This window comes from Rathayibacter sp. AY1D2, from assembly GCF_002932695.1.
In the GTDB taxonomy this organism is placed as follows: Bacteria; Actinomycetota; Actinomycetes; order Actinomycetales; family Microbacteriaceae; genus Rathayibacter.
In genome coordinates this window covers 1-13,429 of sequence record NZ_PSVX01000025.1, presented here as the reverse complement: position 1 = coordinate 13,429, position 13,429 = coordinate 1, and the positions used below count along the sequence as shown (strand labels likewise).

Here is a 13,429-nt window from a genome sequence, read left to right as displayed (position 1 = left end):
CACCCGGCGGGGCGGACGCTAGGATCGGTCCCCATGCCGTCGTCTCCTCGCGATCCCGCGCGCGACGCGCACCCCTCCCCCTTCGTCGAGATCGTCCGCTCCGACTGGGCCGAGCTCGCCCGCACCACGGAGCTGCCGCTGTCGGAGACCGAGGTCGTGCAGCTGCGGGGGCTGGGCGACCGGCTGAGCCTCACCGAGGTCGCGGAGGTCTACCTGCCGCTCTCGCGCCTGCTGAGCCTGTACGCCGGTGGCGCGCGGCACCTGCACCGCGCGACGAGCACGTTCCTCGGGGAGCGCGCGCAGCCGACTCCGTTCGTGATCGGCGTCGCGGGGTCGGTCGCGGTGGGCAAGTCGACGATCGCGCGCCTGCTGCGGGAGCTGCTCGCCCGCTGGGAGGACACGCCCCGCGTCGAGCTGGTGACCACCGACGGCTTCCTGCTGCCCAACCGCGAGCTGGAGCGCCGCGGTCTGATGAGCCGCAAGGGCTTCCCCGAGTCGTACGACCGGCGGGCGCTGCTGCGCTTCGTCTCGGAGGTGAAGGGCGGGGCCGCGGAGGTGCGCGCGCCGTTCTACTCGCACCTGTCCTACGACATCGTCCCCGACGCCGAGATCGTCGTGCGGCGGCCGGACGTGCTGATCGTCGAGGGCCTGAACGTGCTGCAGCCGCCGGTGCCCGGTCACGGCCTGGCGGTGAGCGACCTGTTCGACTTCACCGTCTACGTCGACGCCCGGACCAGCGACATCGCGCGCTGGTACGAGGAGCGCTTCCTCACCCTGCAGCAGGGCGCGTTCGCGAATCCGAACTCCTACTTCCACCGCTACGCGGCGCTCAGTCCGGACGAGGCCCGTGAGCGCGCGCGGAGCATCTGGGCCGCGATCAACGAGCCGAACCTGCTGCAGAACGTGCGCCCCACCCGCTCCCGCGCGAGCCTGGTCCTCCGCAAGCAGGCCGACCACACGGTCTCCTCGGTCCTCCTCCGCAAGATCTGACCGCGCCCCCGGTCGCTGTTCGCCGCCGCGCGCACCGCGCAGCCACCGACCCAGCGCGACCACCTCGACAAGCCGACCGCGAGGGGCCGCGCAGGGAGCGGCCCCGCAACGAACACAGCCGTCAGCGTGAATCGCGTGCCAAGCGATTCCCGCGCGGCGAACGCGACCCGCTCCCTCCATCGTGACCACCTCGCCAAGCCGACCGCGAGGAGCCGCGCAGGGAGCGGCCCAACCTACGAGCCGTCGTGGGAATCGCGTGCCAAGCGATTCACCCGCGGCGAACGCGCCCCGCTCCACCCATCGCAACCACCTCGCGAAGCCGACCGCGAGGGGCCGCGCAGGGAGCGGCCCCTCAACGAACACAGCCGGGTGCCAAGCGATTCACCCGCGGCGAACGCACCCCGCTCCACCCATCGCGACCACCTCCCCAAGCCGACCGCGAGGAGCCGCGCAGGGAGCGGCCCAACCCACGAGCCGTCGTGGGAATCGCGTGCCAAGCGATTCACCCGCGGCGAACGCACCCCGCTCCACCCATCGCGACCACCTCCCCAAGCCGACCGCGAGGAGCCGCGCAGGGAGCGGCTCCTTAAGAACGCAGCCGCTCGAGCACGACCGCGGCGAGCGATTCGGCGAGGCGGTCGGCCGTCTCCTGCGTCTTCGCCTCGACCATGACGCGCACCATCGGCTCCGTGCCGGAGGGGCGCAGGAGCACGCGGCCGTCGCTGCCGAGCTCGGCGGTGGCGTCGGCGACGGCGGAGGCGATGACCTCGTCGTCGCGGACGCCCTCGCGGTCGACGCCGCGCACGTTGAGGAGGGTCTGCGGGAAGACGGACATGACGGCGGCCAGGTCGGCGATCGTGCGTCCGGTCCGGGCCATCTCGGCCGCGAGCTGGAGGCCGGTGAGCACGCCGTCTCCGGTGGTGGCGTAGCGGCTCATGATGACGTGGCCGGACTGCTCCCCGCCGAGCGAGTAGCCGCCGTCGTTCATCGCCTCGAGGACGTAGCGGTCGCCGACCGCGGTCTCGATGACGCGGATGCCGGCGTCGCGCATGGCGAGCTTGAGGCCGAGGTTGCTCATGACGGTGGCCACGAGGACGTCGTCGCGGAGGGCGTCGCGGCGGGCCATGGCTGTCGCGAGGATCGCCATGATCTGGTCGCCGTCGACGATGCGGCCCTCGGCGTCCACCGCGAGGCAGCGGTCGGCGTCGCCGTCGTGGGCGATGCCGATGTCGGCGCCGGCCGCGCGGACGGCGTCGGCGACGTTGTCGAGGTGGGTGGAGCCGACTCCGTCGTTGATGTTGAGGCCGTCAGGGTCGTTGCCGATGACGGTGACGGTCGCTCCGGCGTCGGTGAACACCTGGGGCGAGATGCCGGCGGCGGCGCCGTGCGCGCAGTCGATGACCACGTGCAGGCCGTCGAGACGGGTGCCCTCGAGGGATCCGAGCAGGTGGAGGACGTAGCGGTCCTCCGCGTCGGAGAAGCGGGTGATGCGGCCGACGTCGGCTCCGGTCGGCGTGAGCGGGGGGACTCCGAGGGCCGCTTCGATGCGGTTCTCGAGCTCGTCCGGGAGCTTGCGTCCGCCGGCGGCGAAGAACTTGATGCCGTTGTCGGCGGCGGGGTTGTGCGAGGCCGAGATCATCACGCCGAAGTCGGCGTTCTCGTCGGCGATGAGGTAGGCAGTGGCGGGCGTCGGGATGACGCCGGCGTCGAGCACGTCGACTCCCGCGCTCGCGAGACCCGCCGCGACCGCGGCTCCGATGAACTGACCGGAGATGCGGGGGTCGCGGGCGAGCACGGCGACGGGCCGACGGCCCTCGGCCCGGGCGGCCGCTCCGAGTACACGGGCGGCCGCCTGGGCGAGGCCGAGAGCCAGGTCGGCCGTGACCTCGCGATTAGCGAGGCCACGGACGCCGTCTGTTCCGAACAGGCGCGGCATGGTGCGCAGTCCCTTCTCGAGCTGCTGGTCGTGCGGCCGTCAGGCCGCGTCGACTAGCGCTTCGAGAACTGGGACGCCTTGCGGGCCTTCTTGAGACCGGCCTTCTTGCGCTCGATGACGCGGGCGTCGCGGGTCAGGAAGCCCGCCTTCTTCAGGATCGCGCGGTTGTTCTCGCGGTCGATCTCGTTGAGAGCACGGGCGATGGCGAGGCGCAGCGCGCCGGCCTGGCCGGAGGGGCCGCCGCCGGTGATCTTGGCGACCACGTCGTAGGAGCCGATCAGGTCGAGCACCTTGAAGGGGTCGGTGATCAGCTGCTGGTGCAGCTTGTTGGGGAAGTACTCCGCGAACTCGCGGGCGTTGACGGTCATGCCGCCGTTGCCGGGAACGAGGCGCACGCGGGCGATGGCCTGCTTGCGTCGGCCCACGGCTGCGCCGGAGACGTTGAGGACGGCGCGGGGCGTCGTGGACGCCTCGGTGGCCGGGCTTTCGGTGGAGTAGCTCTCGGGAGCCACGTCGATCTGGTCTGCGATCTTCGCCACGGTGTAGGTGATCCTTTGTCTTCGAAGTCTGGGGTGTCGGGGAGGGCCGGAGCCTACTGGGCGACCTGGGTGAAGGCGTACGCCTGCGGCTGCTGGGCCGCGTGGGGGTGCTCGGATCCCGTGTAGACCTTCAGCTTGCGCAGCTGGGCGCGGCCGAGGGAGTTCTTGGGGAGCATGCCGCGGATGGCCTTCTCGACGGCGCGGACCGGGTTCTTCTCGAGGAGCTCGGCGTACGTGGTGGCCGAGAGGCCGCCCGGGTAGCCGGAGTGGCGGTAGGCCTTCTTCTGGAGGAGCTTCTGGCCGGTGAGGGCGACCTTCTCCGCGTTGACGATGATGACGAAGTCGCCCATGTCCATGTGCGGCGCGAAGGTGGCCTTGTGCTTGCCGCGCAGGAGCGCCGCGGCGTGGGTGGCGAGACGGCCGAGCACGACGTCGGACGCGTCGATGACGATCCAGTCGTGCTGGACGTCAGCCGGCTTCGGAGAAAAAGTGCGAGTCACGTGAGTGCTGCTTTCTGGTCGGAGTGAGGTGTTCGTGGATCCCGCTCCGTGGCCGTTCGACCCTCGAGGGGGACGAACCGATCCGGTGGAGGGCTCAACTTCGGGCGCTCGGCACACGGCCGAAAACACCAAGGGTCGACATTACAGCAAAGCCCTCGTGCGGCCAAGCACGGATCGTGGCGGCAGGGGCTCCGGCGGCGGGAGGTGCGACCCGAGCCGCCACGGGTCGCGGGGCGCGGGCGCGCGCCCTCGCCTCACTCCGAGTCCTCCGGGTCCGGCCCCTCGGTCCGCACGGTGCGCTTCGCGCGGGTGAGCAGGGCCCGCTCGGCGAGCGCGTCGTCCTCGGGGTAGTCGACCTCGCGGAGGATGAGGCCGCGGGCCGGCATCACCGCGAACGCGTTGGTCCGTCTAGCGGCGTCCCGCAGCAGCGGGACCGCCCCCGCCTCGAGCTTCCCGGCGCCGACCGCGACGCACGCCCCCACGAGGGCCCGCACCATGCTGTGGCAGAAGGCGTCCGCGCGCAGGTGCGCGTGCAGGACTCCGTCGGCGTCGCGCTCCCAGGTGAAGTCGAGCAGGCTCCGGATGGTGGTGGCCCCTACGCGGGCACGGCAGAACGACGCGTAGTCGTGCAGGCCCAGGAGCGAGCGGGCCGCGGCCGACATCGCGTCGAGGTCGAGGGAGTCGGTGATCCAGGTGGTGTACGTGCGGTCGAGCGGGTGGCGCATCGAGGAGGCGTCGGCCAGCCGGTACTCGTACCGCCGCCAGCGCGCCGAGAACCGCGCGTCGAACCCCTCCGGCGCCTCCGTCACCCGGTGCACCGAGACGTCGGTGTACTGCCCGAGGATCCCGCGGAGCCGCCGCTCCAGGATCGACGCGGGCGGGAACGGCTCCTCCCCCGGTCGGCGCCTGCCGCTGCTGATGCGGCCCCACTGCTCGGGGGTGAGGTCGACGTGGGCGACCTGGGCGCTGGCGTGCACGCCGACGTCGGTGCGCCCGGCGACCGTCACGGTCGGGTGCTGCTCGGAGCGCAGCACTAGGGCGAGCGACTCCTCGAGCACCCCCTGCACGGTGCGGAGGCCGGGCTGCTTGGCCCAGCCGGAGAAGTGCGAGCCGTCGTAGGCCAGGTCGAGGCGGACGCGGTGGAGCATCAGACGAGTCTAGAGCGCGCCGTGGTCGCGGCTCAGGCGACCGCGAGCGGGACGTCGACGGTCGCCAGGGCCGAGACCGCCCAGCCGACCAGCGTCGACTGCTCGCCGACCGAGGAGACGATCCGCGCCTCCCAGCCGCCTGCGAGCACGGCCAGCTCGGAGGGGGCGGAGGCGATGCCCTGCACCCAGTAGGCGGCCGTGCCCAGCGAGACCGGCACGGCGCCGAGCGCCTCGCCCGCACCGGTGAAGGTCTCGACGAGGGGCCCGCGGTGCAGCGTCAGCACGACGACCGGGTCGCCGCCGTCGACGGCGTAGGAGCACGTGTCTCCCGCGGCGGTGATCGACACGGTGCCCGCCGTCAGGCCGGCCTCCTGCTCGACGAGGGAGGCGGGGAGAGCGGTCGCGCAGTCCACACCCTCGCTCGACGGCACGGAGGGCACGGAGGACACGGTCGGTGCGGCCGACGGCACCGGGGTCGTGCTCGCGAGGCCCGCCGACTCCGGCACGTCGATCACCTCGCCGGAGGCGCAGCCGCTCACTCCGGCCGCGAGTGCCAGGGCGAGGAGCGCCGCAGCGGCCGAGGAGCGCAGTCGCACAGGAGTCCTCCGAGGATCGTCGGGGCGGACCCCGGGAGCGCCGGTCGTGACGCGGCCGCACCCGACGAGCGCAGCCGTGCCATCGTAAGCGACGATTCGCGCCACTCGGCCCCGTGGAACGACGAGAGCCCCCCGCCCCGGAGGGGACGGAGGGCTCTCGGCAGAGGGGGCGTGACTACTTGGTCGCGCCGGTCTCCTCGACAGGAGCGTCCTGCGCGGCGTCCTCGACGGGAGCGTCCTGCACGGGCGCCTCCTCGACGGGGGTCTCCTCGGCAGTGGTCTCCTCGGCGGGGGCCTCGTCCACCAGAGCGGACACGGGCGCCGTGGCGGTGCGCGACTTCTTCGCTTTGGGCGTGACGGGCTCGAGGACGAGCTCGATCACGGCCATGGGCGCGTTGTCTCCCTTGCGGGGGCCGATCTTGGTGATGCGGGTGTAGCCGCCCTCGCGCTCGGCGACGAGCGGAGCGATCTCGGTGAAGAGCTCGTGGACGACCGACTTGTCGCCGATCGTCGCGAGGACGCGACGGCGGGCGTGCAGGTCGCCGCGCTTGGCGAAGGTCACCAGGCGCTCGGCGAGCGGACGAAGGCGCTTGGCCTTGGTCTCGGTCGTCTTGATGCTCTTGTGCGTGAACAGGGCCGCGGCCAGGTTCGCCAGCAGCAGGCGCTCGTGTGCGGGTCCGCCTCCGAGGCGGGGGCCCTTGGTGGGCTTGGGCATGGGTTTACTCCAGTACTAAAGGGGTGTCAGCAGGTCGGACGCGAGGAGCCGGGGCTCCGGAGCGGAGGACCTAGATGCTCTCGTCGTCGTAGCTGTAGAAGTGGGCGCCGTCGAACCCGGGGACCGAGTCCTTGAGCGACAGGCCGAGCTCCGTCAGCTTCTCCTTGACCTCATCCACCGACTTCTGACCGAAGTTGCGGATGTTCATGAGCTGCGTCTCCGAGAGGGCGACGAGCTCATTGACGTTGTTGATGCCCTCGCGCTTGAGGCAGTTGTAGCTGCGCACCGAGAGGTCGAGGTCCTCGATGGGCATGGACAGCTCGGTCGAGAGGACCGCGTCGACCGGCGCGGGGCCGATCTCGATGCCCTCGGCCGCGTTGTTCAGCTCGCGGGCGAGACCGAACAGCTCGGTCAGCGTGCGTCCGGCGGAGGCGATGGCGTCGCGCGGCGAGATCGCGGCCTTCGTCTCCACGTCCACGACCAGGCGGTCGAAGTCGGTGCGCTCGCCGGCACGGGTGGCCTCGACGCGGTAGGTGACCTTCAGCACGGGCGAGTAGATCGAGTCGACCGGGATCTGGCCGGCCTCGGAGAACTCGCTGCGGTTCTGGGTCGCCGAGACGTAGCCACGGCCGCGCTCGATCGTGAGCTCGAGCTCGAACTTCGCCTTGTCGTTCAGCGTGGCGATGACGAGCTCCGGGTTGTGGATCTCGACACCGGCCGGCGCCGAGATGTCCGCGGCGGTGACCTGGCCGGCTCCCTGCTTGCGCAGGTAGGCGGTGATCGGCTCGTCGTGCTCGGAGGAGACGACGAGTCCCTTGATGTTCAGGATGATCTCGGTGACGTCCTCGCGGACGCCCGGGACGGTCGTGAACTCGTGCAGGACTCCGTCGATCCGGATGCTGGTGACAGCGGCGCCGGGGATGGAGGACAGCAGGGTGCGACGCAGCGAGTTGCCGAGCGTGTAGCCGAAGCCGGGCTCGAGGGGCTCGATGACGAAGCGGGAACGGAACTCCGAGATGTTCTCCTCGGTGAGCGTCGGACGCTGTGCGATAAGCACTGATGATTCCTTTCGATCACGTGTCCGCTATATGACACGTGCGTTTGCGAGGTGTGGAGTTGTGAAAGAAATGCGCGATCCGCCGGTCGGCCGCACTCCCCGCCCGGAGGCGGTTCGTGCGGCCGACCGACGGCTGCGAGTGCTGCTTAGACGCGACGACGCTTGGGCGGGCGGCAGCCGTTGTGCGCCTGCGGGGTGACGTCGTTGATCGAGCCGACCTCGAGGCCTGCGGCCTGGAGCGAGCGGATCGCGGTCTCACGACCCGAGCCGGGGCCCTTCACGAAGACGTCCACCTTCTTCATGCCGTGCTCCTGAGCCTGGCGCGCGGCCGACTCGGCGGCGAGCTGGGCGGCGAACGGCGTCGACTTGCGCGAGCCCTTGAAGCCGACTCCACCGGACGAGGCCCAGCTGATGACGGCCCCGGAGGGGTCGGTGATCGAGACGATGGTGTTGTTGAACGTCGACTTGATGTGGGCCTGGCCCACAGCGATGTTCTTCTTCTCCTTGCGGCGCGGCTTGCGCGCGGCCGACTTGGGGGTAGCCAATTCTGTATCTCCTCTAGGTCCGTGTCGCCCGCGTTACTTGCGGCCGGCCTTCTTCTTGCCGGCGACGGTGCGCTTGGGTCCCTTGCGGGTGCGCGCGTTCGTCTTGGTGCGCTGTCCACGGACCGGGAGGCCGCGACGGTGGCGGAGGCCCTCGTACGAGCCGATCTCGACCTTGCGGCGGATGTCGGCGGCGACCTCGCGGCGGAGGTCGCCCTCCACCTTGTAGTTGCCCTCGATGTAGTCGCGGAGCGAGACGAGCTGGTCGTCGCTGAGGTCCTTGACGCGGATGTTGCCGTCGATCCCGGTGTCGCTCAGGGTCTTGAGCGCGCGAGTGCGGCCGACACCGTAGATGTAGGTCAGTGCGACCTCCACGCGCTTCTCGCGCGGGATGTCTACTCCTGCCAGACGTGCCATTGTGGCTTCTCCTGTGAGTGAGTGGAGGTGTGAAGCAGCACCGGTGCCTCGGCCTCCGACCGAAGGTGTCCTCGCCGTCCACCCCGGGGTCGCCGGGGTGCTGCGCGATTTCTGGTGCTGCGGGTGTGTTCAGTTGTGCAGTGGGGGCGGCATGCCGCCCCAACGCTCCCTCGCGGAAGCAGCGGGACTAGCCCTGGCGCTGCTTGTGGCGGGGGTTGCTGCTGCAGATGACCATCACGTTGCCGTGGCGGCGGATGATCTTGCAGTGGTCGCAGATGCGCTTGACGCTGGGGTTGACCTTCATTGTTCTTGTCCTTGTTTTCGCTGGCGTCGTGCTCCCGGCGGATGCCGGGGCCGTTCCTTACAGGACACGCACGTCGCGAACGTCAGCGGAGCGAACGCCTACTTGTAGCGGTAGACGATCCGGCCGCGGGTCAGGTCGTAGGGGCTCAGCTCCACGATCACCCGGTCCTCGGGGAGGATCCGGATGTAGTGCTGACGCATCTTGCCCGAGATATGGGCGAGAACTTTGTGTCCGTTGGTCAGCTCCACGCGGAACATCGCGTTGGGGAGCGCCTCGACAACCGCACCTTCGATTTCGATGACACCGTCTTTTTTGGCCATAGCCTCACTGTCGTTCGGAAGTAGTGTGTGTACTGGTCGTGCGAATGTTTCCGCGACGAGCCACCACCGGGCGAGAGCCCGGATCGGGGTTCGCGGGCATGCCGGAGCACGCGCAAAACACCAAGGGTCGATGCTACGCGAATCGCGGCCGCTCCGCCACCTCGGGCGTGTCGCCCCCTCCTCCGCCTCCGCGCCCGATGCGCGCCCCCTGCCCGGCCCTGCGTCCGCCGCCGCCTAGGCTGGCTCCGTCGAGCCGGAGGGAGAGCACATGGCGCGCACGACGAGGTCAGCGACCGCGAGGCGGAGCTGGTACTCGCACCCGATGGTGACGATCCTGGCGGCGATCGCGGTCATCGCCCTGGTGCAGACCTTCTTCGTGAAGGTGTACACGGTGCCGACCGGATCGATGGAGAACACCCTCCAGGGCGGCGGGTTCTTCGGCGACCGCATCCTGGTCGACCGCACCCTCGCCCTCCAGGGCGGGCCGGAGGAGGGGCAGATCGTCGTCTTCTCGCGCGACGCCGACTGGGGCGCGAGCGACGAGGCCGGCAGCCCCCTCTCCGAGATCGTGAAGACCTTCGGCGACGTCACCAGCATCGGCCCCTCCCACGAGGAGTTCCTCGTCAAGAGGCTGATCGCCGAGGGGGGCCACACCGTCTCCTGCTGCGACGCCGACGGGCACGTGCTGGTCGACGGGAAGCCGCTGGACGAGTCCTACGTGTTCGAGGACTTCCCCTTCACCCCCGGGACCCTCGACTGCACGACGAGCCCCGCGTCCCTCCGCTGCTTCGACGAGTACACCGTCCCTGAGGGCTCCCTCTTCGTCCTGGGCGACCACCGGTCGAACTCCAACGACTCGCTCGGCGAGTGCCGCGGCGCCGGCGGGCCGATCGACACGTGCGTGAAGACCGTGCCGATCGACAGGGTCACCGGACGCGTCTTCGCCGTGGCCTGGCCGCTCACCCGCTGGCGGCTGTTCTAGCGCTCCGCCCGAGCCGCCGCAGACGACGACGAGGTCCCCCGCGGGAAGCAGGGGACCTCGTCGTCGTTCGCCGCCGTGCGGCCACGGGACTAGCCGCGGACGACCGCCACGACCCGGTCGAAGAGCGGATGCTCGGCCGTGAGGCCGGTGACCTCCGCCACGAACTCCTCCGGGCTGAGCGCGGTCAGCTTCTCGTGGAGCTCCACGCTCTGGGGGTCCTCGGGCACGTCGAAGCGGAGCGCGGCGCCGATGGCGGCGAGCAGTCCCTCCGGCGTGCGCCCGCGCTCGGCGAGCTCGGCCGCCGGTCCGATGAAGCGCTCGTGCCGCGACAGCTTCCGCAGCGGCTGGCGTCCCACCCGGTCGACCGTGTCGGTCAGGTACGGGTTCGCGAAGCGCTTCAGCGTCTTCTCGAGGTAGGCCTGCTGCTCCTCGTCACTGAAGCCGTGCTTGGCCACGATGAGCGCCTTGGTGTCCTCGAGCGCGGCCTTGACCGCGTCGTGCACCTCGGGCATCGCCAGCGCGTCGGAGAGCTTGTGCGCTCCGGCCGCGAAGCCGGTGTAGGCGGCCGTCGCGTGGCCGGTGTTCACGGTGAAGAGCTTCCGCTCGATGAACGGCTCGAGGTCGTCGACCCAGGTCGCGCCCGGGATCTCCGGCTCGGTGCCCTCGAAGGGAGTGCGGTCGACGACCCACTCGAAGAAGCTCTCCACCGTCACGTCCAGGCCCTGGCCCGGGTCCTGGTTCGGGACGATGCGGTCCACCGCGGTGTCGGCGAAGACGGCGCGGGTGCGCAGGCGCTCCCACTCGTCCGCACCGAGGTTCGCGGCGACCTCGGTCTGCAGGAGGCGCGTGGCGTTGATCGCGTTCTCGCAGGCCATGACCGCCAGCCGCGGCGCCGACTCGTCGCGGGCGGCGAGGCCCTTCGCGATCACGGGGGCGACGAAGCGCAGGATGTTCGGGCCGACGGCCGTGGTGACGATGTCGGCGGCGGCGATCTCGCGGACGAGAGCCTCCTCGTCGGCGGCCGAGTCGATCGCGCGGAAGCGGTCGACGACGTGCGTGGCCGCCTCCTCCCCCACCTCGTGCACCTCGTAGCTGTCGGCGGCGGCGAGGCGGCCGATCAGCTCGGAGTTGACGTCGGCGAAGACGAGCTCGTAGCCGGCGCCGTGCAGGATCAGGCCGACGAAGCCGCGGCCGATGTTGCCGGCGCCGAAGTGGACGGCGGTGGGCATCAGGAGTTGACCTCGCCCAGCAGGCTGTAGAGCGACTGCGCGTCCGGGGCGTCGAGGAGCTTCTGCACCTCGTCCTCCTCCGAGAAGATGATCGCGATCTTGGAGAGGATCTCGAGGTGCTCGTTGTCGACGCCGGCGATGCCGACGACGAAGCGCACCTCGTTGCCGTCCCAGTCGATCGGCTGCGCATAGCGCACGAACGAGAGGGCGGAGGAGCGGATCTCGTCCTTCGCGTCGTTGGTGCCGTGCGGGATGGCGAGCAGGTTGCCCATGTAGGTCGAGACGGTCGCCTCGCGGGCGAGCATGGCCTCGTAGTAGGCGGGGGTGACCGCGCCGACGCCGACCAGCATGTCGGCGGCCTCCTTGATGGCGGCCTCCTTCGTGGTGGCGGTGCCGGAGGCGTCGATCTGTCCGATGGTGAGCACGTCGCTCATGGGGTGCGTCCTTCCGTGGAGGTGCTGACAGCGAGGGAACCCGCAGGGGCGAGCGGAGCGTGTCCGCTCTGTCGCACCCTACGGGTTCCCTCCGAATGGTTGGCGTACTACTTGCCGTGCTGCTCCGCGACCAGCGAGACGACCTCGTCGTACTTCGGGCTGTTCATGAAGTTGTCCACGGAGACGTGGATGGCGCCCGGGGTACGCTGGCGGGCGCGCTCCGTGAGCTCGGCCTGGGTGATGACCAGGTCCACGTCGTCCTCGAGAGCGGCGATCGCCTTGTTGGTGACCGTGACGTCCTCGAAGCCCGCCTTCTTCATCTTGTTCCGCAGCACCGAGGCGCCCATCGCGGACGAGCCCATGCCGGCGTCGCAGGCGAAGACGATGTTCCGGACCTGGGTCGCGGTGGCCGTGGCCCCCGCGGTCGAGGCGCCGGCCGAGTCCTGCGGAGCGTTGGCGCCGCGGGCGTTGATGAGCGAGCCGACGGCGCTCTCCTTGCCCTTGTTCGCCTCGTTGGCGGCGACGGCGGCGGCGAGCTTGTCGTCGCCCTCCTGCTCCGCGGCCAGGTCGCGCTTGCGGCCGGACCGGATGATGACCGAGGCCACCAGGAACGACACGGCGGTCGCGAGGACCACCGAGAGGATGACGCCGAGGAAGCTGTCGTTCGCGGTCTGGAGGAGCACCGCGATGATCGAGCCGGGCGAGGCGGGGGCGCGGAGGCCGGAGTTGAACGCGACGTTCGTCGCAACACCGGTCGCACCGCCGAGGATGACGGCCGCGAGCAGCGCCGGCTTCATCAGCACGTACGGGAAGTAGATCTCGTGGATGCCGCCGATGAAGTGGATGATCGCCGCGCCGGGAGCCGAGGCGCGGGCCGCGCCGACGCCGAAGAACGCGAATGCCAGGAGCACGCCCATGCCGGGGCCGGGGTTGGCCTCGAGAAGGAAGAGGTAGGACTTGCCCGCCTCCTCCGCCTGCTGCACGCCCAGCGGCGTGAGGATGCCGTGGTTGATGGCGTTGTTCAGGAAGAGGATCTTCGCCGGCTCGATGAAGAGCGAGGTCAGCGGGAGCAGGCCCGCGTTGACCAGGAACTCCACGCCCGCACCGAGGGCGGTCGAGAGGCCGACCACGAGCGGCGCGACGCCCGCGAAGGCGAGGAGCGCGAGGAGGAGGCCGAGGATTCCGGCGGAGAAGTTGTTGACCAGCATCTCGAAGCCGGGCTTGATCTTGCCGTCCCAGATCGAGTCGACCTTCTTCATGAGCCACGCCGACAGCGGGCCCATGATCATGGCGCCGATGAACATCGGGATGCCGGCGCCGACGATGACGCCCATGGTCGCGATGGTGCCGACCACGCCTCCGCGGGCGCCGTAGACCATGCGGCCGCCGGTGTTCGCGATGAGGAGCGGGAGGAGGTAGGTGATCATCGGGGCGACGAGGCCGGTGTTGACCACGTCGGGATCCGTGCTCCAGCCGCCGAACTGCTGGACCCAGGTGGCGTCGATGCCGAGGAGCGGGAGCCATCCGGTCTGGATGAAGAGGGCCGTGATGAAGCCCCAGGCGATGAAGGCCGCGATGTTCGGCATGACCATTCCCGAGAGGAAGGTGCCGAAGCGCTGGACGTGGACGCGCGCTCCACCGCGCGTCGACGTCGCTGACGTCGTTGTCATGTGGTGTGTTCTCCGATTTCTAGGGGCGGGCGACCGGGACGCTCCTGAGG

At 70.3% G+C, this 13,429-nt stretch carries 16 protein-coding genes; 2 read left to right on the top strand and 14 right to left on the bottom strand.

The annotated features are described in order from the left end of the window. Positions 1-33: 33 nt before the first annotated feature. Positions 34-990, top strand: a complete 957-nt coding sequence (gene coaA / locus C5D04_RS08270) for a type I pantothenate kinase (RefSeq protein WP_104234153.1) — start codon at positions 34-36, stop codon at positions 988-990. 586 nt (positions 991-1,576) lie between these two features. Here the strand turns inward: coaA and glmM are convergent. The 11 genes from glmM to infA form a co-directional block, all read right to left on the bottom strand. Further along, positions 1,577-2,926: a phosphoglucosamine mutase gene (glmM, locus tag C5D04_RS08265; RefSeq protein WP_104326427.1), complete on the bottom strand. Its 1,350-nt coding sequence runs from the start codon at positions 2,924-2,926 to the stop codon at positions 1,577-1,579. Between the two features lie 53 nt (positions 2,927-2,979). Further along, the gene (gene rpsI, locus C5D04_RS08260) at positions 2,980-3,465 is read right to left on the bottom strand and encodes a 30S ribosomal protein S9 (protein ID WP_104225004.1); all 486 of its coding nucleotides are present in this window, start codon (positions 3,463-3,465) and stop codon (positions 2,980-2,982) included. Positions 3,466-3,518: 53 nt separating this feature from the next. Then, positions 3,519-3,965: a 50S ribosomal protein L13 gene (gene rplM, locus C5D04_RS08255; RefSeq protein ID WP_104225003.1), complete on the bottom strand. Its 447-nt coding sequence runs from the start codon at positions 3,963-3,965 to the stop codon at positions 3,519-3,521. 254 nt (positions 3,966-4,219) lie between these two features. Continuing rightward, entirely contained in the window at positions 4,220-5,113 is an 894-nt protein-coding gene (locus C5D04_RS08250; RefSeq protein WP_104347561.1) for a tRNA pseudouridine(38-40) synthase TruA, read from the bottom strand. A gap of 32 nt (positions 5,114-5,145) precedes the next feature. Next, on the bottom strand, positions 5,146-5,709 hold the full coding sequence (locus C5D04_RS08245; protein ID WP_104251132.1) for a hypothetical protein: 564 nt from the start codon (positions 5,707-5,709) through the stop codon (positions 5,146-5,148). 175 nt (positions 5,710-5,884) lie between these two features. Continuing rightward, complete coding sequence (rplQ, locus tag C5D04_RS08240) at positions 5,885-6,424, bottom strand: 50S ribosomal protein L17 (RefSeq protein WP_104347560.1); 540 nt, start codon at positions 6,422-6,424, stop codon at positions 5,885-5,887. Between the two features lie 70 nt (positions 6,425-6,494). Beyond that, on the bottom strand, positions 6,495-7,481 hold the full coding sequence (locus C5D04_RS08235) for a DNA-directed RNA polymerase subunit alpha (RefSeq protein WP_104224999.1): 987 nt from the start codon (positions 7,479-7,481) through the stop codon (positions 6,495-6,497). A 146-nt stretch (positions 7,482-7,627) separates the two neighbouring features. Beyond that, the gene (gene rpsK / locus C5D04_RS08230; protein ID WP_055787170.1) at positions 7,628-8,026 is read right to left on the bottom strand and encodes a 30S ribosomal protein S11; all 399 of its coding nucleotides are present in this window, start codon (positions 8,024-8,026) and stop codon (positions 7,628-7,630) included. Positions 8,027-8,059: 33 nt separating this feature from the next. Beyond that, positions 8,060-8,440, bottom strand: coding sequence for a 30S ribosomal protein S13 (gene rpsM, locus C5D04_RS08225; protein WP_068251511.1), 381 nt, complete (start codon positions 8,438-8,440; stop codon positions 8,060-8,062). Between the two features lie 187 nt (positions 8,441-8,627). Then, positions 8,628-8,744: a 50S ribosomal protein L36 gene (rpmJ, locus tag C5D04_RS08220; RefSeq protein ID WP_055787164.1), complete on the bottom strand. Its 117-nt coding sequence runs from the start codon at positions 8,742-8,744 to the stop codon at positions 8,628-8,630. A gap of 98 nt (positions 8,745-8,842) precedes the next feature. Then, on the bottom strand, positions 8,843-9,064 hold the full coding sequence (infA, locus tag C5D04_RS08215) for a translation initiation factor IF-1 (protein WP_022883252.1): 222 nt from the start codon (positions 9,062-9,064) through the stop codon (positions 8,843-8,845). A gap of 268 nt (positions 9,065-9,332) precedes the next feature. Here infA and lepB point away from each other — a divergent pair, with 268 nt between their 5' ends. Continuing rightward, entirely contained in the window at positions 9,333-10,046 is a 714-nt protein-coding gene (gene lepB / locus C5D04_RS08210; RefSeq protein WP_104347559.1) for a signal peptidase I, read from the top strand. 89 nt (positions 10,047-10,135) lie between these two features. Here the strand turns inward: lepB and C5D04_RS08205 are convergent, their stop codons facing one another. The 3 genes from C5D04_RS08205 to C5D04_RS08195 all read right to left on the bottom strand — a co-directional run bounded on the left by C5D04_RS08205 (position 10,136) and on the right by C5D04_RS08195 (position 13,379). Next, positions 10,136-11,275: a mannitol-1-phosphate 5-dehydrogenase gene (locus C5D04_RS08205; protein WP_104251135.1), complete on the bottom strand. Its 1,140-nt coding sequence runs from the start codon at positions 11,273-11,275 to the stop codon at positions 10,136-10,138. Further along, positions 11,275-11,709, bottom strand: a complete 435-nt coding sequence (locus C5D04_RS08200) for a PTS sugar transporter subunit IIA (protein WP_104224996.1) — start codon at positions 11,707-11,709, stop codon at positions 11,275-11,277. Before C5D04_RS08200 ends, C5D04_RS08205 begins: the two co-directional genes overlap by 1 nt. A 107-nt stretch (positions 11,710-11,816) precedes the next feature. Then, entirely contained in the window at positions 11,817-13,379 is a 1,563-nt protein-coding gene (locus C5D04_RS08195; RefSeq protein WP_104251136.1) for a PTS mannitol transporter subunit IICB, read from the bottom strand. Between the last annotated feature and the right edge of the window lie 50 nt (positions 13,380-13,429).

What these genes read in the sequence shown, in the direction of transcription:
- C5D04_RS08195 (WP_104251136.1), bottom strand. Translation starts at nt 13,379, where the DNA reads ATGACAACGACGTCAGCGACGTCGACGCGCGGTGGAGCGCGCGTCCAC.
- lepB (WP_104347559.1), top strand. Translation starts at nt 9,333, where the DNA reads ATGGCGCGCACGACGAGGTCAGCGACCGCGAGGCGGAGCTGGTACTCG.
- coaA (WP_104234153.1), top strand. Translation starts at nt 34, where the DNA reads ATGCCGTCGTCTCCTCGCGATCCCGCGCGCGACGCGCACCCCTCCCCC.
- glmM (WP_104326427.1), bottom strand. Translation starts at nt 2,926, where the DNA reads ATGCCGCGCCTGTTCGGAACAGACGGCGTCCGTGGCCTCGCTAATCGC.
- rpsM (WP_068251511.1), bottom strand. Translation starts at nt 8,440, where the DNA reads ATGGCACGTCTGGCAGGAGTAGACATCCCGCGCGAGAAGCGCGTGGAG.
- C5D04_RS08200 (WP_104224996.1), bottom strand. Translation starts at nt 11,709, where the DNA reads ATGAGCGACGTGCTCACCATCGGACAGATCGACGCCTCCGGCACCGCC.
- rplQ (WP_104347560.1), bottom strand. Translation starts at nt 6,424, where the DNA reads ATGCCCAAGCCCACCAAGGGCCCCCGCCTCGGAGGCGGACCCGCACAC.
- C5D04_RS08205 (WP_104251135.1), bottom strand. Translation starts at nt 11,275, where the DNA reads ATGCCCACCGCCGTCCACTTCGGCGCCGGCAACATCGGCCGCGGCTTC.
- infA (WP_022883252.1), bottom strand. Translation starts at nt 9,064, where the DNA reads ATGGCCAAAAAAGACGGTGTCATCGAAATCGAAGGTGCGGTTGTCGAG.
- rpmJ (WP_055787164.1), bottom strand. Translation starts at nt 8,744, where the DNA reads ATGAAGGTCAACCCCAGCGTCAAGCGCATCTGCGACCACTGCAAGATC.
- C5D04_RS08250 (WP_104347561.1), bottom strand. Translation starts at nt 5,113, where the DNA reads ATGCTCCACCGCGTCCGCCTCGACCTGGCCTACGACGGCTCGCACTTC.